This is a genomic window from Streptomyces sp. NPDC007162 (assembly GCF_040634175.1).
GTDB lineage: Bacteria > Actinomycetota > Actinomycetes > Streptomycetales > Streptomycetaceae > Streptomyces.
This window is the reverse complement of record NZ_JBEYFC010000003.1, coordinates 26,062-43,675: the sequence shown is the minus strand read 5'-3', so window position 1 is coordinate 43,675 and position 17,614 is coordinate 26,062. Positions and strand designations below refer to the sequence as shown.

General features: G+C 71.4%; 19 protein-coding genes and 1 riboswitch. Of the genes, 10 read left to right on the top strand and 9 right to left on the bottom strand.

Annotated elements, in window-relative coordinates; all coding sequences use genetic code 11:
- Positions 1 to 9: 9 nt before the first annotated feature.
- Positions 10 to 243 (top strand): DUF3263 domain-containing protein, encoded by a 234-nt coding sequence (locus ABZ646_RS00830; protein ID WP_046730954.1) that lies wholly within the window; start codon positions 10 to 12, stop codon positions 241 to 243.
- A 58-nt stretch (positions 244 to 301) separates the two neighbouring features.
- Entirely contained in the window at positions 302 to 1,168 is an 867-nt protein-coding gene (gene otsB, locus ABZ646_RS00825) for a trehalose-phosphatase (RefSeq protein ID WP_360511534.1), read from the top strand.
- 77 nt (positions 1,169 to 1,245) lie between these two features.
- Here the strand turns inward: otsB and ABZ646_RS00820 are convergent, their stop codons facing one another.
- Both ABZ646_RS00820 and ABZ646_RS00815 read right to left on the bottom strand, forming a co-directional pair.
- Positions 1,246 to 2,679, bottom strand: a complete 1,434-nt coding sequence (locus ABZ646_RS00820; protein ID WP_360511532.1) for a trehalose-6-phosphate synthase — start codon at positions 2,677 to 2,679, stop codon at positions 1,246 to 1,248.
- Between the two features lie 83 nt (positions 2,680 to 2,762).
- A complete protein-coding gene (locus ABZ646_RS00815; RefSeq protein WP_360511530.1) occupies positions 2,763 to 3,707 on the bottom strand; it encodes a glucosyl-3-phosphoglycerate synthase in 945 nt (314 codons plus the stop codon).
- Between the two features lie 157 nt (positions 3,708 to 3,864).
- A riboswitch (SAM riboswitch) is annotated at positions 3,865 to 4,011 on the top strand.
- Between the two features lie 18 nt (positions 4,012 to 4,029).
- On the opposite strand from ABZ646_RS00815, the gene thrC reads away from it, so the two are divergent.
- From thrC to groL, 4 genes are all read left to right on the top strand, one after another.
- A complete protein-coding gene (thrC, locus tag ABZ646_RS00810; RefSeq protein WP_360511528.1) occupies positions 4,030 to 5,313 on the top strand; it encodes a threonine synthase in 1,284 nt (427 codons plus the stop codon).
- 48 nt (positions 5,314 to 5,361) lie between these two features.
- Positions 5,362 to 5,637, top strand: coding sequence for a MoaD/ThiS family protein (locus ABZ646_RS00805; RefSeq protein WP_132892004.1), 276 nt, complete (start codon positions 5,362 to 5,364; stop codon positions 5,635 to 5,637).
- A 469-nt stretch (positions 5,638 to 6,106) separates the two neighbouring features.
- The gene (locus tag ABZ646_RS00800; RefSeq protein WP_004986573.1) at positions 6,107 to 6,310 is read left to right on the top strand and encodes a cold-shock protein; all 204 of its coding nucleotides are present in this window, start codon (positions 6,107 to 6,109) and stop codon (positions 6,308 to 6,310) included.
- Positions 6,311 to 6,644: 334 nt separating this feature from the next.
- Entirely contained in the window at positions 6,645 to 8,267 is a 1,623-nt protein-coding gene (gene groL, locus ABZ646_RS00795) for a chaperonin GroEL (protein ID WP_046730948.1), read from the top strand.
- A gap of 201 nt (positions 8,268 to 8,468) precedes the next feature.
- Here the strand turns inward: groL and ABZ646_RS00790 are convergent, their stop codons facing one another.
- Positions 8,469 to 9,254 (bottom strand): alpha/beta hydrolase, encoded by a 786-nt coding sequence (locus ABZ646_RS00790; protein WP_360511526.1) that lies wholly within the window; start codon positions 9,252 to 9,254, stop codon positions 8,469 to 8,471.
- 240 nt (positions 9,255 to 9,494) lie between these two features.
- Here ABZ646_RS00790 and ABZ646_RS00785 point away from each other — a divergent pair, with 240 nt between their 5' ends.
- Positions 9,495 to 10,622, top strand: a complete 1,128-nt coding sequence (locus ABZ646_RS00785) for an NADH:flavin oxidoreductase (protein WP_360511524.1) — start codon at positions 9,495 to 9,497, stop codon at positions 10,620 to 10,622.
- 51 nt (positions 10,623 to 10,673) lie between these two features.
- Here the strand turns inward: ABZ646_RS00785 and ABZ646_RS00780 are convergent, their stop codons facing one another.
- Positions 10,674 to 11,009 (bottom strand): hypothetical protein, encoded by a 336-nt coding sequence (locus tag ABZ646_RS00780; protein ID WP_360511522.1) that lies wholly within the window; start codon positions 11,007 to 11,009, stop codon positions 10,674 to 10,676.
- A 177-nt stretch (positions 11,010 to 11,186) separates the two neighbouring features.
- Here ABZ646_RS00780 and ABZ646_RS00775 point away from each other — a divergent pair, with 177 nt between their 5' ends.
- Positions 11,187 to 12,740 (top strand): carboxylesterase family protein, encoded by a 1,554-nt coding sequence (locus ABZ646_RS00775; protein ID WP_360511520.1) that lies wholly within the window; start codon positions 11,187 to 11,189, stop codon positions 12,738 to 12,740.
- 16 nt (positions 12,741 to 12,756) lie between these two features.
- On the opposite strand, the gene ABZ646_RS00770 is transcribed toward ABZ646_RS00775, so the two are convergent.
- The 4 genes from ABZ646_RS00770 to ABZ646_RS00755 all read right to left on the bottom strand — a co-directional run bounded on the left by ABZ646_RS00770 (position 12,757) and on the right by ABZ646_RS00755 (position 15,561).
- Positions 12,757 to 13,335 carry a hypothetical protein gene (locus ABZ646_RS00770; protein ID WP_360511519.1) on the bottom strand — a complete coding sequence of 193 codons (579 nt, stop codon included), beginning with the start codon at positions 13,333 to 13,335 and terminating at the stop codon, positions 12,757 to 12,759.
- A 92-nt stretch (positions 13,336 to 13,427) separates the two neighbouring features.
- Positions 13,428 to 14,258, bottom strand: a complete 831-nt coding sequence (locus ABZ646_RS00765; protein WP_360511517.1) for a hypothetical protein — start codon at positions 14,256 to 14,258, stop codon at positions 13,428 to 13,430.
- Positions 14,259 to 14,522: 264 nt separating this feature from the next.
- On the bottom strand, positions 14,523 to 14,738 hold the full coding sequence (locus ABZ646_RS00760; protein ID WP_360511515.1) for a DUF397 domain-containing protein: 216 nt from the start codon (positions 14,736 to 14,738) through the stop codon (positions 14,523 to 14,525).
- On the bottom strand, positions 14,722 to 15,561 hold the full coding sequence (locus ABZ646_RS00755; RefSeq protein ID WP_360511513.1) for a helix-turn-helix transcriptional regulator: 840 nt from the start codon (positions 15,559 to 15,561) through the stop codon (positions 14,722 to 14,724). Before ABZ646_RS00755 ends, ABZ646_RS00760 begins: the two co-directional genes overlap by 17 nt.
- Before the next feature lie 116 nt (positions 15,562 to 15,677).
- On the opposite strand from ABZ646_RS00755, the gene ABZ646_RS00750 reads away from it, so the two are divergent.
- Positions 15,678 to 16,070, top strand: coding sequence for a hypothetical protein (locus tag ABZ646_RS00750; protein WP_360511564.1), 393 nt, complete (start codon positions 15,678 to 15,680; stop codon positions 16,068 to 16,070).
- A gap of 88 nt (positions 16,071 to 16,158) precedes the next feature.
- Here the strand turns inward: ABZ646_RS00750 and ABZ646_RS00745 are convergent, their stop codons facing one another.
- Positions 16,159 to 16,491: a helix-turn-helix domain-containing protein gene (locus ABZ646_RS00745; protein ID WP_360511511.1), complete on the bottom strand. Its 333-nt coding sequence runs from the start codon at positions 16,489 to 16,491 to the stop codon at positions 16,159 to 16,161.
- A 211-nt stretch (positions 16,492 to 16,702) separates the two neighbouring features.
- On the opposite strand from ABZ646_RS00745, the gene ABZ646_RS00740 reads away from it, so the two are divergent.
- The gene (locus ABZ646_RS00740; RefSeq protein ID WP_360511509.1) at positions 16,703 to 17,611 is read left to right on the top strand and encodes an aminoglycoside phosphotransferase family protein; all 909 of its coding nucleotides are present in this window, start codon (positions 16,703 to 16,705) and stop codon (positions 17,609 to 17,611) included.
- The last annotated feature ends 3 nt before the right edge of the window (positions 17,612 to 17,614 follow it).

Below are 17,614 nucleotides of genomic sequence, written 5' to 3'. Positions count from 1 at the left end.
GTTCTCGGCATGGACCGGCAAGAACTGGGCGCACGCGAGCTGACGATCCTCGCCCTGGAACGCCGGGGCTTCCCGAGCCCCGGCGCGAAGGAACGGGCGATACGGGAGGAGCTGGACCTGGCGCCGGTGCGCTACTACCAGCTCCTCAACGCCCTCCTCGACGACGAGCGGGCACTGGCCCACGACCCGGTGACGGTCAACCGGCTGCGCAGAGTGCGGGAGGCGCGACGGGGGGAGCGCTGACCGTCGTAGCGGATCTTCGGGACGCTTGAAACGAGGGTGCTCGGATACTGTCAGCCGTATGGGCAACCACAGCACGGACCCCCACGCCACGGAACCCCTCCCGACGCCGCGCACGCCCGCCGGTCGCGAAGGACTCGAAGCACTGCTCGCGCAGCCCCGCACCGCCCTCGTCGGGCTCGACTTCGACGGGACGCTCGCGCCGATCGTCGCCGACCCGGAGCAGGCGCGGGCCCACCCGGACGCCGCGGCGGCCCTCTCGGCCCTCGCGCCGAAGGTGGCCGCCGTCGCCGTCATCACCGGCCGCCCGGCCGAGGTCGCCGTCCGCCACGGCGGCTTCGCCGCGGTCCCCGGCCTGGAACACCTGGTCGTCCTCGGCCACTATGGCGCCGAACGCTGGGACGCGGCCACCGGCGAGCTCACCGCCCCGCCCCCGCACCCCGGCATCGCGGCCGTCCGCGCCGAACTCCCCGCCCTCCTCGACCGCGTCGGCGCCGCGCACGGCACCTGGGTCGAGGAGAAGGGGTTCGCGGTGGCCGTCCACACCCGCCGGGCCGACGACCCCCAGGCCACCTTCGAAGCCCTCCGCGCCCCCCTCACCGACCTGGCCACCCGGCACGCCCTGATCGTCGAACCGGGCCGCCTGGTCCTGGAACTCCGCCCCCCGGGCATGGACAAGGGGGTGGCGCTCCGCGAGTTCGCGAAGGAGATCGGCGCGGGCGCGGTCCTCTACGCGGGCGACGACCTGGGCGACATCCCGGCCTTCGCCGCGGTGCAGAAACTCCGCGAGGAGGGCGTCCCGGGCCTCCTGGTGTGCAGCGGCAGCGAGGAGGTCACCGACCTGGCCGACCGAGCCGACCTGGTGGTGAACGGCCCGGAGGGAGTAGTACGGCTACTGAACAACTTGGCTCAGGTGAGCGCCCCATAAGGGGCGCTGGGGGCACCCCCGGCCGAAGGCTGGGGGAGGAACTGCGCGACAAGCCCCCACAGCCCGCACTCGACGAACTACCCGCCCAACGCCCCCAACTGCTCGAGGAACCAAGCCGCAGGAGGCAACGCGGTCGCCGCGGCAGCCAACCGCTTGCACCGCTCCGCCCGCTCCCCCACCGGCATGGCCAGCGCCCGCGCCAACGCGTCCGCCGTCCCCCCGATGTCGTAGGGATTCACCCCCACCGCGTCCTCGCCCAGCTCCTCGTACGCCCCCGCCTCCCGCGAGAGCACCAGCGCGCACCCCTCGTCCGACACCACCGGGATCTCCTTCGCGACCAGGTTCATGCCGTCCCGGATGGGGTTCACCAGGGCCACGTCGGCCAGCCGGTACGCCGCCAGCGACCGCGCGAAGTCGTCCTTGACGTGCAGCACCACCGGCGTCCAGCCCGCCGTCCCGTACGCGGAGTTGATCTCGTCCGCGACCCGCTGCACCTCGGCCGTGTAGTCCCGGTAGACGGCGAGGTCCTGCCGCGAGGGGTAGGCGAACGCGACGTGCACCACCCGCTCCCGCCACTCGGGACGGTCGTCGAGCAGCTGCCGGTAGGCGAGCAGCCCGCGCACGATGTTCTTCGACAGCTCGGTCCGGTCGACCCGGACGATCGTCCTGCGGCCCTCCCCGATCTCCTCCCGGAGGGCCGCCATCCGCTCGTCCACGTCCCGCTCGTGCGCGCGCTTGCGCAGGAAGTCCGCGTCGGCGCCCAGCCCGTGCACCCCGATCCGGGTGTCCGACGAGGAGGGGATCCCCGGGCCCAGCACCGTGTGACAGCAGGCCACGAACGCGTCCGCCCAGCGCCGGGTCAGGAACGCCGCGTGGTCGGCGCCGAGGATGCCGCTCAGCAGCTCCGCCGCGATGTCGTCGGGGAGGAGCCGGAAGTAGTCCGGCGGTGCCCACGGGGTGTGCGAGAAGTGGCCGATCCGCAGGTCGGGGCGCAGCTGCCGCAGCATCCGGGGCGCGAGCGCCAGGTGGTAGTCCTGGATGACCACCACCGCGCCGTCGCCCGCCTCCTCGGCCAGCGCCTCGGCGAACGCGTGGTTGTAGGCCCGGTACGACTCCCACTGCCGCCGGAACTCCGCGTCGAAGACCGGTTCCAGCGGGGTCTGGTAGAGCATGTGGTGGACGAACCACAGCACCGAGTTCGCGATGCCGTTGTACGCGTCGGAGAACACGTCCGGGTCGATGTCGAGCATCCGGACCCGCTGGCCCCCGGTGTCCGCCGCCGGCAGCAGGCCGCCCCCGGCCCGCCGGACCGCCTCGCGGTCACCGTCGCTCAGCGCCGCGCACACCCACACCGCGTTCGCGTCCGGCCCGATGGCCGAGAGCCCCGAGACCAGCCCGCCGCCGCCCCGTTTGGCACGGAGCGCGCCGTCCTTGTCGTCAGGGCGAACCTCGTACGAAACCGGGCCGCGGTTCGACGCGACCAGCACCTCTGCACTGCCGGTGGAAGCCATGGGGGAAGCCATACGCCTCAACCTAGCCCGGCTCGTAAACGCTCAAACGTACGGCCACGCCCGACGCGCGAACGTGTACCAGGTCACGCCACCCGGCGCTCGGCGTACTCCGCGATCTCCACCATGGGCGGGCGTTCCTCCGTGTCCACGGAGTAGGTGCGGGGTTCGAAGCCGTCCTCGCCCCGTTCGAACTGGGTCAGGGACGGGCGGATCAGGTGGCCGCGGGCCAGCCGCAGCTGGGCCGTGCGGTAGATCGCGGCGGACATCCGGCCGAGGGCCTGGCCGTCCTGGTGGCGGTGCTTGCGCACCCCGACGTCCACCTGGGCGAGCGCGTCCAGGCCGACCAGGTGCAGGGCGTCCACCAGCATGCCCAGCTCCACGCCGTAGCCGACCGGGAAGGGGAGCTGTTCCAGCAGGGTGCGGCGGGCCGCGTACTCGCCGCCGAGCGGCTGCACGAACCCGGCCAGCTGCGGCCAGTGCATGTTCAGCAGGGGGCGGGCCATCAGCTCGGTGACCCGGCCGCCCTGGCCCGTCGCGCCGGCGAGCGGGCGGTCGTACATCGCCTTGACCAGGTGCACGTCCGGTTCGGTGAGCAGCGGGCCGACGATGCCGGTGACGAAGTCGGAGGAGAAGTCCTTCAGGTCGGCGTCGACGAAGCAGATGACGTCCCCGGTGGTGACGAGCAGCGAGCGCCACAGGACCTCGCCCTTGCCGGGGACGGCGGGGATGCGGGGGAGGATCGTGTCCCGGTGGACGACCCGGGCGCCCGCCGCCGCGGCCACCTCCGCCGTACGGTCGGTGGAGCCGGAGTCGACGACCACGATCTCGTCGACGAGCGGCGTCTGCCGCATCAGGTCGTGACGGATGACCGCGACGATGTCGCCGACCGTCTCCTCCTCGTTGAGCGCGGGCAGCACGACGGAGACGGACTGACCGGTGCGCTGCTTGGCGGCGAGTATCCGGTGCAGCGGACGGTCGGTCACGGACCAGGAGCGGGTGGCCAGCCAGCGCTCGACTTCTTCCAGCACAGTCAGCGGCTCCTCACTGTCACGGTCACACTGCGGGGTGTGATCCATCTCGCGGTACGGACGACTATCTCAACTGTCCTGGCCTTCGGTTACAGTCTTGAACAACGCGGGTGACCATCGCATGTCCTGGTGTCACCCTGCGTTGACAACCGAATACCGCTCATCCAGAGGGGCAGAGGGATACGGCCCGATGAAGCCCCGGCAACCCTCCAGCCGGTCTTTCCACGTCGTCGTGGTGAGGCTCCCGGCTAGGGAAGGTGCCAAATCCGTCTCACGGCGAGATGCGTCGTGAGGAAGATGAGGAGAAAGGGCCTCCCCTCACATGGCTGCGCAGACTGTTGCAACCGATTCCCCGAAGACGGTAGACCTCGGCCCCGCCACGGCGCTGTCCTGCCGGGAGTGCGGTCACCGCGTGCCGCTCGGCCCGGTGTTCGCCTGCGAGGAGTGTTTCGGCCCGCTGGAGATCGCGTACGACTTCTCGGCCTACGACACCGAGGAGCTCCGCAAGCGGATCGAGGCGGGACCCGCGAACATCTGGCGCTACGCGCCGCTGCTGCCCGTCCCCGCGGACGTGGCGACCAAGCCGAACATCAACCCGGGCTGGACCAAGCTCGTCCAGGCCGACAACCTGGCCAAGGAGCTCGGCGTCACCGGCGGGCTGTACGTGAAGGACGACTCGGGCAACCCGACGCACTCCTTCAAGGACCGGGTCGTCGCCCAGGCCGTCGAGGCCGCCCGCGCCTTCGGCTACACCACGCTCTCCTGCTCCTCCACCGGCAACCTGGCCGGCGCCGTCGGCGCGGCCGCGGCCCGGGCCGGCTTCCGCTCCTGCGTGTTCATCCCGCACGACCTGGAGCAGGGCAAGGTCGTCATGGCCGCGATCTACGGCGGCGAGCTCGTCGGCATCGAGGGCAACTACGACGACGTGAACCGTTTCTGCTCCGAGCTGATCGGCGACCCGGCCGGCGAGGGCTGGGGCTTCGTCAACGTCAACCTGCGGCCGTACTACGCCGAGGGCTCCAAGACCCTCGCGTACGAGATCTGCGAGCAGCTCGGCTGGCGGCTCCCGGACCAGCTGGTCGTCCCGATCGCGTCCGGCTCCCAGCTCACGAAGATCGACAAGGGGCTGCAGGAGCTGATCAGGCTCGGGCTCGTCGAGGACAGGCCGTACAAGATCTTCGGTGCGCAGGCGGAGGGCTGCTCGCCGGTGTCCACCGCGTACAAGGCGGGTCACGACGTGGTCCGGCCGCAGAAGCCGAACACCATCGCCAAGTCCCTCGCCATCGGCAACCCGGCGGACGGCCCGTACGTCCTCGACATCGCCCGGCGCACCGGCGGCGCGGTGGAGGACGTGACGGACGAGCAGGTCGTCGACGCCATCAAGCTGCTCGCGCGGACCGAGGGCATCTTCGCGGAGACCGCGGGCGGAGTGACGGTCGGAGTCACCAGGAAGCTCATCGAGAACGGGCTCATCGATCCGACGAAGTCGGTCGTCGTACTCAACACGGGTGACGGACTGAAGACGCTGGACGCGGTCGCGGGTACGGGACTCACCGCGACCATCCGCCCGAATCTCGAGTCTTTCCACGAGGCCGGGCTCGCCTGAGTCGATGGCAGAAAAAGCAGGGCGTTGCCCGGACCGGAGGTTTAAACAGTGAGCGTCACCGTTCGCATCCCCACCATCCTGCGTACCTACACCGGCGGCCGGGCCGAGGTCGCCGCGGAAGGCGCCAATCTCGGCGAGGTCATCGCGGACCTGGAAAAGAACCACACCGGGATCGCCGCCCGCGTTCTCGACGACCAGGGCAAGCTGCGCCGGTTCGTCAATGTGTACGTCAATGACGACGACGTGCGATTCGAGCAGGGTCTGGAGACGGTCACGCCGGACGGTGCCGGCGTCTCCATCATCCCGGCCGTCGCCGGCGGCTGAGCCGCTGACCTGCCTGACGTGATGGCCGAATGACCGAACATTACCTTCGGTAACAGACATCACCGATCGTGAATGGGATTGCCCCCTCCGCAAGAGAAGCGGAGGGGGCAATTCTGTGTGGTTGAGCGCGGTACAGTTGGGGAACACGGTCCCGATCACCGGGGCGCGGGCCCTGTTATTGGATACCGCGGGCCTGCCAAGAAGTAGCCAAAGTGTGTGGGTCATATGCGGCTTTCGTGGCTTTTATGGGGCCCGACTTGCCCTGAATTCAGCCGAATTCTCGCTACATTCCGGACCCTTCCCGCCCAGAATTCTCGTCCGATTGACCTGTTGCAGACGGCAGTTGGACAGATACATTCAGCCGCGGTCGACGCGTTCCGGCGCACGCCCCCAACCAATGGGGGGTGAGGTCTGACCCGGATCCGCGAAGTGTGGATCTGTGCAAGGGCCAGTAATAGGGGAGTTAGGCATGGCTCAGGGCACCGTCAAATGGTTCAACGCGGAGAAGGGGTACGGCTTCATCGCGGTCGACGGTGGTGCGGACGTGTTCGTCCACTACAGCGCGATCCAGATGGACGGCTACCGCACCCTGGAAGAGGGCCAGCGGGTCGAGTTCGAGATCTCGCAGGGTCAGAAGGGCCCGCAGGCCGACATGGTTCGCGTCACCGCCTGAAACGGCACACACGAGGAAGGGCCCGCTCCCGTCAGGGGGCGGGCCCTTCGCCGTGTCCCCCGGAGGGTCCCGCTCCGTGTCCCCGGGGGTTGCCGCGCGGGTGTTCGCGGGCGGCTGAGCGCGCCGCCCGATACCCGAGAGGCGCTTGCACTCGCCTAGGCCGAGTGCTAATCATTGCGTTAGCACTCTGAAGGTGAGAGTGACAAAGAAGGACCGGGTCGGTGAGGCCCGCAGGCCGGGTGGGGCAAAGGAACCCACGGGTCGGCGAGCCGTCCGTCGCGGGCGCGGGCGCGGTCCTGAAGACTCACCCCCAGTCCTGGAGGGACCACTTCACATGGCCAAGATCATCGCGTTCGACGAGGAGGCGCGGCGCGGCCTCGAGCGCGGCATGAACCAGCTCGCGGACGCCGTCAAGGTGACGCTCGGCCCCAAGGGCCGCAACGTCGTCCTCGAGAAGAAGTGGGGCGCCCCCACGATCACCAACGATGGTGTCTCCATCGCCAAGGAGATCGAGCTCGAGGACCCGTACGAGAAGATCGGCGCCGAGCTGGTCAAGGAAGTCGCCAAGAAGACGGACGACGTCGCCGGTGACGGTACGACCACCGCGACCGTTCTCGCCCAGGCCCTGGTCAAGGAGGGTCTGCGCAACGTAGCCGCCGGCGCCAACCCGATGGCCCTCAAGCGCGGTATCGAGAAGGCCGTCGAGGCCGTCTCCGGTGCCCTGCTCGAGCAGGCCAAGGATGTCGAGACCAAGGAGCAGATCGCCTCCACGGCCTCCATCTCCGCCGCCGACACCCAGATCGGCGAGCTCATCGCCGAGGCCATGGACAAGGTCGGCAAGGAAGGCGTCATCACCGTCGAGGAGTCCCAGACCTTCGGTCTGGAGCTGGAGCTCACCGAGGGTATGCGCTTCGACAAGGGCTACATCTCGGCGTACTTCGCCACCGACATGGAGCGTATGGAGGCGTCCCTCGACGACCCGTACATCCTGATCGCCAACTCCAAGATCGGCTCCGTCAAGGACCTGCTCCCGCTCCTGGAGAAGGTCATGCAGTCGGGCAAGCCGCTGCTGATCATCGCCGAGGACGTCGAGGGCGAGGCCCTGTCGACCCTGGTCGTCAACAAGATCCGCGGCACCTTCAAGTCCGTCGCCGTCAAGGCCCCGGGCTTCGGCGACCGCCGCAAGGCGATGCTGAACGACATCGCCATCCTCACCGGCGGCGAGGTCATCTCCGAGGAGGTCGGTCTCAAGCTCGAGAACACGACCCTCGACCTGCTGGGCCGCGCCCGCAAGGTCGTCATCACCAAGGACGAGACCACCATCGTCGACGGCGCCGGCTCCACCGAGCAGGTCCAGGGCCGGGTCAACCAGATCCGCGCCGAGATCGAGCAGTCCGACTCGGACTACGACCGCGAGAAGCTCCAGGAGCGCCTCGCGAAGCTCGCCGGTGGCGTCGCCGTCATCAAGGCCGGTGCCGCGACCGAGGTCGAGCTCAAGGAGCGCAAGCACCGCATCGAGGACGCCGTGCGCAACGCGAAGGCGGCCGTCGAGGAGGGCATCGTCGCCGGTGGTGGCGTGGCCCTGCTGCAGGCCTCCCAGGTCTTCGAGAAGCTGGAGCTGGAGGGTGACGAGGCGACCGGCGCGCAGGCCGTGAAGCTCGCCCTGGAGGCCCCGCTCAAGCAGATCGCCGTCAACGCCGGCCTCGAGGGCGGCGTCGTGGTGGAGAAGGTCCGCAACCTCACCCCGGGTCACGGCCTGAACGCCGCGACCGGTGAGTACGTCGACCTGGTCGCCGAGGGCATCATCGACCCGGCGAAGGTGACGCGTTCCGCCCTGCAGAACGCCGCCTCCATCGCCGCGCTGTTCCTCACCACCGAGGCCGTCATCGCCGACAAGCCGGAGAAGGCCGCCGCGGCCGCCCCGGGCGGCATGCCGGGCGGTGACATGGACTTCTGAGCCTGACGGCTCGGCGGTTCCCGCGCAGCACCGAGGGCGGCACCCCCTGTTCGGCAGGGGGTGCCGCCCTTCGCCGTACCCGGGTCCCACGCGGCCGGGCAGCCGCTGCCGCGGCGGGCGACACGGTGGGGGCGCCTCCCGGCCGGAGGCTGCGCGATGTCGGTGACCGGCGGCAATGCCGCAGGCGGGTCCCGACAGCCCCTAACGGGCGAGGAACGCGCCCAGCGTCGCGATGAGTTCGGCGGGCGCGTCCAGTGCGATCAGGTGTGCGGCGGTGGGGAACTCGACCAGGGTGGCGCCGGGTATCCCGGCGGCGTAACGGCGGGCGATGTCCTGGAAGTCGGTGACGTCGAGCTTGCCGATCCCCACCAGGGTGGGCACGCAGACGCCGGTGAGGTCGCCGGCCGTGGGCCCCTGGGAGTACTCGCCCACCACGTCCTGGTTCACCAGCGACGTGCGCAGCGGGCCGCGGAGCCGGTCGGCCAGTCCGTCGGCGACGTCGTCCCAGCCGCGGGCCGGTCCGCGCAGCCACATGTCCAGGTTCACGCGGACGGCCGTGTCCAGGTCGCCCGCGGCCAGCGCCGCCGTCTCGGCCTCGTCGTACGCGATCATCTCCGCGGACCAGTCGTACCCCGGCCACGGTGGGGCGAGCAGCGCCAGCGAGTGCACCCGGTCGGGGTGGGTGAGCGTGAAGTCCACGGCCACCCGGCCGCCCCAGGACGCGCCGACCAGCCGGACCCGGTCGAGGCCGAGGTGGTCCAGGAGGCGGCGCAGGTCGTCGCGCTCGCCGAACGGGCCGTCCGGCGGCGCGGACTCGCCGAAGCCGCGCAGGTCGTACCGGACGACCGTGTGCCGTTCGGCGAGGGCGGGCGCGACCGCGTCCCACATACGGTGGTCCGCCACACCGGCGTGCACGAGTACGACGGGCGGTCCGTCACCGGTGACGCAGTAGGAGAGGTGGCCGAGTTCGTCGGCGAGTGTCTGCATCCGCAGATGCTCGCAGCGCGCCGGTGCGGGCCGCCACCCGATAAGGGGCGGCCGCCCGGGTCCGTGGCGGGGGTCACACGGCTCTGCCTCCGGGAGCGGGAATGCGCGCGTCCGGACGGATCGTTGTGCACTGACGCGCACTCGATGCGTGTGCACATACCGCTCGGTCAAAGAAGCCGACGTATACGACCTCGGGCACCCGGCCCCGGGTACCCGTCCCACTCACGAGGAGCCCCCCACGTGACCGTCACCACGCCCCCCGCCTCCCGCGCGGCGGAGATCCTCTCCCGCCCCATCGTCCTGAACGGGCTCACGGTCCCCAACCGGATCGTGATGGCGCCCATGACCCGCATGTTCAGCCCCGGCGGCGTCCCCGGCGAGGACGTGGTCGGGTACTACTCCCGCCGGGCCGCCGCCGGTGTCGGACTGATCGTCACCGAGGGGACGTACGTCGGCCACGACTCGGCCGGGCAGAGCAGCCGTGTCCCGCGGTTCCACGGCGAGGAGCAGCTGGCGGGCTGGGCGAAGGTCGCCGAGGGCGTGCACGCGGCCGGCGGCACGATCGTCCCGCAGCTGTGGCACATCGGCATGGTCCGCAAGCAGGGCGAGCCGCCCTTCGCGGACGCTCCCGCCGTCGGCCCCTCCGGCATCCGCCTGGACGGCACCGAGGGCGAGGGCAAGGAGATGACCCGGCAGGACCTGGACGACGTGATCGCCGCGTTCGCCGAGGCCGCGGCTGCCGCCGAACGCATCGGCTTCGACGGGGTCGAGCTGCACGGCGCCCACGGCTACCTGCTCGACCAGTTCCTGTGGGCGGGCACCAACCGCCGTGCCGACGCGTACGGCGGCGACCCGGTGGCCCGTACGAAGTTCGCCGCCGAGATCGTCGCCGCGGTCCGCGCGTCGGTCTCCGCCACCTTCCCGGTCATCTTCCGCTTCTCGCAGTGGAAGTCCGACAACTACGACGCCCGCCTCGCCGAGACCCCCGAGGAGCTGGAGGCGATCCTCACGCCGCTGGCCGCCGCCGGCGTCGACGTCTTCCACGCCTCCACCCGCCGCTACTGGCTCCCCGAGTTCGAGGGCTCCGACCTCAACCTGGCCGGCTGGACCAAGAAGCTCACCGGCAGGCCCACCATCACCGTCGGCTCGGTCGGCCTCGACGGCGACTTCATCAAGGGCTTCATGGGCGAGGGCTCCCCGGTCAAGGGCATCGAGGACCTCCTCGACAGCCTGGAGCGCGAGGAGTACGACATGGTCGCCGTCGGCCGCGCCCTCCTCCAGGACCCCGAGTGGGCGTCGAAGGTCCTCGCCGGCAAGACGGACGAGCTGAAGCCGTACGACGCGGCGGCCCTGAAGTCGCTGAGCTGAGCCGAGCCGAGCCGGACCGCTGAGCGGGCCGGCGGGCGGAGACGTGTGTGATCACCGGAACGCGGTCATGACCAGCGCGACCACTCCCTGCACCGGCAGGGAGAGGACGCCGAAGAGCAGGGCCCGGATCCGCGCCGTCTCCGCCCCCAGGCGCCGCTGCCGCGCCCGGCCCCGGCCGCCGACGGCGGCCGACACGGGGATGAGGGCCAGTACGACGTGACCCGCCACGGCCAACGGCACCACGTCGAGCGCCGACAGCAGCACCAGCCCGGCCCGGACGCCGCGTGCCCCGCGCGTCTCGGGCCGCCCGACGCGCATCGCGCCGTAGACGACCGTGTGCAGGACGGTGGACCAGGGTGCGGATGGCTGCTGGGCGAGGCCGGTCATCGGTGGTGCTCCGGTCGACGGCTGACGGGGGAACGAGACATCGCAGCCCGCGAACCGGCCGAAGATCGCCGTCCCGGGTGTGGCGGATCCTACGCACCGGCCACGGACACCGGCACTTGTGCGCAGTCCCGTGCGTTCCACCGGTGACCAGCAACCGCCAGGTGAAAGCGAGCGATCATGACCGCCAGCGAACCCCGGACGCCGGCCTCCACGGCCGAGGGCCCCGTCGTGCGGACGGCCGCCGGTGCCGTGCGCGGACTCCAGGAGGACGGACTGGCGGTCTTCCGGGGCATCCCGTTCGCCGAACCCCCGGTGGGGGAGGGGAGGTTCGCGGCGCCCCGGCCGGTCCGCCCGTGGGACGGCACCCGCGAGGCGTACGCCTTCGGCCCGCCGCCCCCGCAGGACCTGGGCATCCAGGGGCGCACGGGCGTACCGGAGGCCCCCGGGGGCGACGACTGGCTGACGGTGAACGTGTGGACGCCCGCCCCGGACCCGGCCGCCCGCCGCCCCGTGATGGTGTGGATCTACGGCGGCGCGTACAAGCTGGGCCACTCCGGCAGCCCCGGCTACGACGCGCAGCGCATCGCCCGCGAGGGCGACGTGGTCGTGGTCACCCTCAACTACCGCGTCGGCATGGAGGGTTTCGCGCACATCGAGGGAGCGCCCGCGAACCGCGGCCTGCTGGACCAGGTGGCGGCCCTGGAGTGGGTACGGGAGAACGTCACGGCGTTCGGCGGCGACCCCGGCCAGGTCACGGTCTTCGGCGAGTCCGCGGGCGCCGGGTCGGTGGCCTCCCTCCTCGCGATGCCCAGGGCGCGCGGCCTGTTCCGGCGGGCGATCGCGCAGAGCGTCCCGGGCCCCTTCTTCTCCGCCGAACTGGCCGAGGACATCGGCAGGGCCCTCGCGGCCGAGGCCGGCCTGCGCCCCACGGTGGCCGACCTGGCGACGACCGACCCGCGCCGGCTGCCGGAGGCCGGACAGGCGCTGGGCGCCAAGATGGCCCAGTACGTGGACCGCTGGGGCCGGATCGCACCGACGGTCACCCCGTTCTCCCCGGTGGTCGACGGGGACGTGCTGCCCAGCACCCCCTGGGAGGCACTCGCCTCCGGCGCCGCCCGCGACGTGGACCTGCTCGTCGGCCACAACCGCGACGAGTTCCGCCTCTTCCTCGTCATGGCCGGCCAGTACGGCAGGATCACGGAGGAGCAGGCGACCGGCGCGCTGCGCCTGTTCGGGCCGGGCGGCGAGGCGGGCGAGCGGGCCTACCGGGCGGCCCACCCCGACGCGTCACCGACCGCGCTGTACGAACAGGTGCAGACCGACTGGCTGTTCGCGATGCCGTCGCTGCGCCTCGCGGAGGCCCAGACCGCGGGCGGCGGCCGGGCCCACCTCTACGAACTGACCTGGGGCGCGCCCGGCAGCGGCGGGGTCCTGGGCGCCTGCCACGGACTGGACATCCCGCTCCTCTTCGGCACCTTCGAGGCGGACCTCGCCGAACTCCTCTGGGCGGGCGCCGACGTCACCGCCGAGGCCGAGACCCTCTCCACCCGTTTCCGCACCGCGTGGACGGCGTTCGCGAGGACCGGGGACCCGGGCTGGCCGGCGTACGACACCCGGACCCGCGCCACCCAGGTCCTGGACGCGACCCCGACGGTCACCCCGTACCCGGAGGAGCGCACGAGGCAGCTCTGGGAGGGGTACGACTTCACCCCGTCGCCCCTGCTCGGCTGACCCGGACCGGCGCGGGTCAGAGGTTGCCGAGGGGCTCGACGTCGACGTGGACGGGGTTGCCCCAGACCCTCAGCACCTCGTAGTCGGTGAACTCGTGCACCAGCCGGTAGGCCATCGCGGGCCGGGACCCGCGGCGCTGGGCGGCGATGTACAACTCGGCCTCCCGCCGGTCGCGCCGGGGGGTGCCGCACAGCTCCCACTCCCGCCCGTTCCACGCCTCCGGCAGCCAGCGCTGCTGGGGCTGCGGCCGGTCGGCGCGCACCCCGTACCGGGACATGGACGCCCCGGCGCCCTCTCCCGCCACGGCGGGCCGGGGCGCACCGGCGAACTCCGACCGCCGCGCGGCCCGCCGCCGCGTCTCGCACAGCAGGCACAGGTCAGGAGCGCTCTTGTCCACGGGGCCCTGCGGGTGCTCGGCACACCGGGTGGTGGGGGCGGCGGCGCTGACGCTCTCCTCCAGCAGGTCGAGAGCGCGCCGCAGATCGTCCTTGACCTCGTGCAGCTTGGCATCGGGCGTGTCGCCGGTCAGCGCGTCCCCGTGCTCCCCGAGCACGCGAAGGGCCCGGCCGAGGGCGGTGAGCTGGGCGTGGTTCATGGAACCAGGGTTGCACAGGGGGCCGACAGCGCCGCGGGGAAGCCGGGTCAGGTCCGGCGGCCGACGGCCGATCCTCTCGGCGGTCTCTGTGCTCATCTCTGTGCCGTTGCCGATCGGCGCCCGTTCATCGCGCCACGGATCTCAGCGACGCGAGAGCGGACCTCCGAAGGCGGGACGGGTGTGTGGGGGCTGCTGGGGGCGCGTTCGCCTCGGCATGCGCCGCACGTGCCGCCGGCCAGGGCCTCCGGGCGGCCCGGGACGCCGCACTTGGCGCACTCCAGAATGCGCAGCGGCGGCCGGGCGGGGGCGGCCGGGGCCGGTTCGGGCGGGAGCTTGTCGGTGAGGCGTTTGCGGAGGAGGGCGGCCGGGTGGTGGACGGGGGAGGGGAGACCGCTGGTCAGGGCCTGGCGTACGTACTCGTCGGTGGCACCACGGGCGAACCACTCCGTGAGCAGGGGGGCGAGGGCGGCGCAGTCGGCCTGGGAGAGGGAGAGGGCCGGGGCGGTGCGGCCGAGGGCGGCCAGGAGGATGTGCGCGCGGGAGCGGGTGGGGCGGGCCCGGTCGGGAGTCTGCTCCGGCTCCGGTACGTCACCTCGCGTGAACGCCGCCCACCAGTCATCGTCGCGCGCGGTACGGGACCACCACGATCGGGTGATCCAGCGACGGCTCCCCGACTCGGCGAGATGTTCGCGCCCCCGCCGCAAGTGCCCCGTCCGCTGAAGGTTGTTGAGGGCGGTACGGAGGGCGCACTGGCCGTAGGGAAGCTGCTTGGCCAGCGTCTTCACGGAGATGTCGGAGCCGTCGGGGAGCCGGTCGACGTACCCGGCGATGGCGGCTTCGCGGGGTGGGAGGTGGGCGAAGTCATGCGCGGTGCGACGGTGTTGGTCCGGCACGGACCGCTTTCCATAGCCGGGGTTGGCCATGGGGTGCGCGGACAGGGGGGCAGCACTAAACTAGCTGTCAGCCATGGGATCGATGGTTCCGATCTTGTTGGTCAAGCCCCCGCAGGTGTTGGTAGCGCCTGACGGGGGCTGCTTCGTTCGTTATGCGGGCACGCTAGACGATCGTGACTGTGCGTGGCAAGCCGAACGCGTCAAGTCAACGCGCCGGGCGGGAGGGTGGGTTGAGGCCCTCGACCATTCCTTGAAAAAGGGGCTCGGAGCTGGGCGCCCGAAGCTCAGGCGAGGTCAGGAGCCGAGGTTCTTGAGGTTTCCGACGAAGGCTGACCACGCCTCCGGCCGGAACACGAGCCTCGGGCCCAGGGGGGCGGTTTTGGAGTCGCGGACGGGGACGAGGGCGGGGTGGGCGTCGGAGACTTCGAGGCAGTCGCCGCCGCTGCCGCCGCTGTAGCTGGACTTGCGCCAGGCGGCGGGGTTCGAGTCGTACTCAGGCAAGTTCCTCATGCCCGTAATCCTGCGCCGCCGACTCGATCAAGGCCAGGGATTCCGATGGAGACAGGGCGTTCGCGAGGAGGAGTTTGAAGACCTGGGCATGGCGGGCGACGGCGGGCGGGTCGTCCAGCAACTTTCCCATGTCGGGCCCCTCGACAAAGGAGAGCGGGGGTGCGTCGGTGAACTCCATCAGTTTCAGGGAGCCTTCCATCGCGGCGTGCGCTCCCGCGTGGAACGGCAGCACCTGCACGATCACCCGCCTTCGGCGGATCAGCCCGGCGAGGTGGGTGAGGGCTTCGGCCATCACGGAGGGTCCGCCCGTCGACCTGCGTAGCGCTGCCTCGTCAATCACCGTCCACAACAACGGCTCTGTTGGGTCATCGAGGAGGTGGGTCCGTTCCATCCGGGCCGATACCAACTCCTCGATCGTCTTCTCCGGGGCCGTCGGCTTGTAGGCACGGAACACCGCCTCCGCGTAGGCCCTGGTCTGGAGCAGTCCCGGAATCAGCAGCGCCGCGTACTGACTGATCGCCGTGGCTCGCGCCTCCGCCTCCGCCGCCTCCGCGAAGTGGTCGGGGTACTTGGACTTCGCCGCCGCCTCGCGGTTCCGCCGGAAGAAGTCGTCCGTCCCCAGAGCCTCGTCCAGCAGCCGGGCGTACTCCGGCTGCATCCGCCGCGTCCCCGCCTCCAACTGACCGATGAACGAGCCGCTCACGAACAGGAGTTGCCCCAACTCCGCCTGACTGAGCCCCTTGCGCTCGCGCGCGTGCCGCAACTCCGCTCCCAGCAGGGCGCGCGGTGACGACGACGGATCCAGATCTTTCGGCCCTGCCATGTGCACGCCCCTGTCCAGCAGACGAGGTTGTTGGGATGCCGTATCTGGCCAGGTTAGAGGCGCACCGGACACGCTGTGTGGTGAATCACCAACTCAGCGTGGAGGTAGGAATGGTGCTGCGGACCACCGAAGAGGTCGTGGAGTCGCTGCGGGTGGCGCTCAAAGGCGTCGGTGTGGTGCTGCCGTCGCTCTGCGTCGACCCGGTGACCGGCGCGAGCGACGAGCCGTTCGCCCTGGTCGAGCTGGGGCGGTGCAATGTGGGGGTGGCCGAGCGGCTTGCCTCGGTGGTGCGGGGGGAGCGGCCGCCCGTCGGGACGTATGTGACGGACGTACGGGACGGGCGGATCGGCGAGGTCAGGGGGCACGTCGGCGGGAGGGTGCAGGTGCGGCCCGTGGCCGGCGGCCGGGAGTGGGACTGCCTGGCCGGGTCCCTGGAACCGGCGCCGCCGGAGGAGGTACTGCGGGCCCAGGTGCGGGGCGTCAACCGGGCCGGAAGGCTCGGTCTGTAGTGTCGTCGTCGGACTTGCTCCTTGGTGAGGCGGCGTGGCCGCACATCCTCGACGTGCTGGATGGCGGAGGGGATCGGGTGGGGCGCCGTCAAGCAGCCGGATGAGCGACAAAGGTGACTTCCTCGCGGTCGTCGTCCAAGGCGATGCTGAGTGAGGCGTCCAGGGCCAGGGCCAGGCGCCGCAACAAGGGGAGTGTCGGTACGGTGTCGGCGCCTTCCAGGCGGGAGATCTTCGCCTGGGTGAGCCCGCGTTCGGCGAGGGCCGCCTGGGACAACCCCAACTCCTTGCGGCGTTCGTACACGGCCTGAGCGAAGGCCATGGCCAGTCGGATCTCGGCGCGCTCGGCGGCAACCTCGGGGGACTCGGCGGGCCCCATGGCCAGCTTCTTCACGCGCGCCAACCTCCAGCGGGAGTGGTTCATCGCGCGTCTCCTTCCTCGGCGCGGCTGTACGTCACGTGGGCCGGGCCGTGCTCGTCGGCGCACACCTTACGGGCGGCCACAGAAGGGGGCGACGAGGGCGATGTGCCAACTGCGCACCTCGGGCTCCGGCTCGATCGCGAACAGGTCATCCATGCGACGGACCGTCTTAATTCGTTGGCCCTGCGAAGTGGTCGGTGGGGACACTGCCGGCGTGGCTCTTCACGAGGGTGAGATTGCGGTCGACGAGGCGGTGGTGCGGGCGCTGCTGGCGGCTCAGCGACCGGAGTGGGCCGGGCTGCCTCTGTCGTGGGTGGGGGCGGGGTCGGAGAACACCATGTACCGGCTGGGGGACGAGCTGCTGGTGCGGTTGCCCCGGACCGTCGAGAAGGGCGCGGCCCTGCGCAAGGAGCACGAGTGGCTGCCGCGCCTGGCGCCCTCCCTCTCGTACCCCGTCCCGGAGCCCGTCCACGCCGGGACGCCCGCCGGCGCCTACCCGGCCCGCTGGTCGGTCTACCGGTGGATCGACGGTGCCGAGGCCGGTCCGGACAGTGTCCGGGACTGGGCCGCCTTCGGCACCGACCTGGCGGCGGTCGTGCGGGAACTGCACGGCGTCGGCCTCATGGGGGCGGTGCGCGCGGACGATCTGAGCTGGTACCGCGGGGGCAGTCTCCGGGAGTGCGAGGACTGGGTCGGGGAGTATCTCGCGGACTGCCGCCGGATCCAGGGCGCGGAACTCGACGTCGACACTCTGGAGCGGCTGTGGCGGGCGGCGCTCGCGCTGCCTGATCCCCAGCGGGCGTACGTGTGGCTGCACGGCGATCTCAAGCCCACCAACCTCCTGGTACGGCAGGGAAGGCTGCACGCGGTCATCGACTTCGGCGCCCTCTCGGTCGGCCACCCGGACGCGGAGCACGCCGTGCTCTGGGACCTGCCGCAGGAGGCCCGGCAGGCCTACTGGGACGCCATGGGCCTCGACGGTGCGACCTGGATCCGGGCCCGCGCCTGGGCGATCGCCGTCGGTGTCGCCGGGGTCGCCTACTACTGGGAGACCTTTCCCGCCTTCGTCGCCGAATGCCTGGCCCGGCTCCGGGCGATCCTCGCCGACGCCGCCACGCGGTGAAGC

Coding starts and splice junctions, on each gene's coding strand:
- ABZ646_RS00760 (WP_360511515.1), bottom strand. CDS start 14,738: ATGAGGAACTTGCCTGAGTACGACTCGAACCCCGCCGCCTGGCGCAAG.
- otsB (WP_360511534.1), top strand. CDS start 302: ATGGGCAACCACAGCACGGACCCCCACGCCACGGAACCCCTCCCGACG.
- ABZ646_RS00800 (WP_004986573.1), top strand. CDS start 6,107: ATGGCTCAGGGCACCGTCAAATGGTTCAACGCGGAGAAGGGGTACGGC.
- ABZ646_RS00755 (WP_360511513.1), bottom strand. CDS start 15,561: ATGGCAGGGCCGAAAGATCTGGATCCGTCGTCGTCACCGCGCGCCCTG.
- ABZ646_RS00780 (WP_360511522.1), bottom strand. CDS start 11,009: ATGACCGGCCTCGCCCAGCAGCCATCCGCACCCTGGTCCACCGTCCTG.
- ABZ646_RS00820 (WP_360511532.1), bottom strand. CDS start 2,679: ATGGCTTCCACCGGCAGTGCAGAGGTGCTGGTCGCGTCGAACCGCGGC.
- ABZ646_RS00770 (WP_360511519.1), bottom strand. CDS start 13,335: ATGAACCACGCCCAGCTCACCGCCCTCGGCCGGGCCCTTCGCGTGCTC.
- groL (WP_046730948.1), top strand. CDS start 6,645: ATGGCCAAGATCATCGCGTTCGACGAGGAGGCGCGGCGCGGCCTCGAG.
- ABZ646_RS00790 (WP_360511526.1), bottom strand. CDS start 9,254: ATGCAGACACTCGCCGACGAACTCGGCCACCTCTCCTACTGCGTCACC.
- thrC (WP_360511528.1), top strand. CDS start 4,030: ATGGCTGCGCAGACTGTTGCAACCGATTCCCCGAAGACGGTAGACCTC.
- ABZ646_RS00765 (WP_360511517.1), bottom strand. CDS start 14,258: ATGGCCAACCCCGGCTATGGAAAGCGGTCCGTGCCGGACCAACACCGT.
- ABZ646_RS00775 (WP_360511520.1), top strand. CDS start 11,187: ATGACCGCCAGCGAACCCCGGACGCCGGCCTCCACGGCCGAGGGCCCC.
- ABZ646_RS00745 (WP_360511511.1), bottom strand. CDS start 16,491: ATGAACCACTCCCGCTGGAGGTTGGCGCGCGTGAAGAAGCTGGCCATG.
- ABZ646_RS00830 (WP_046730954.1), top strand. CDS start 10: ATGGACCGGCAAGAACTGGGCGCACGCGAGCTGACGATCCTCGCCCTG.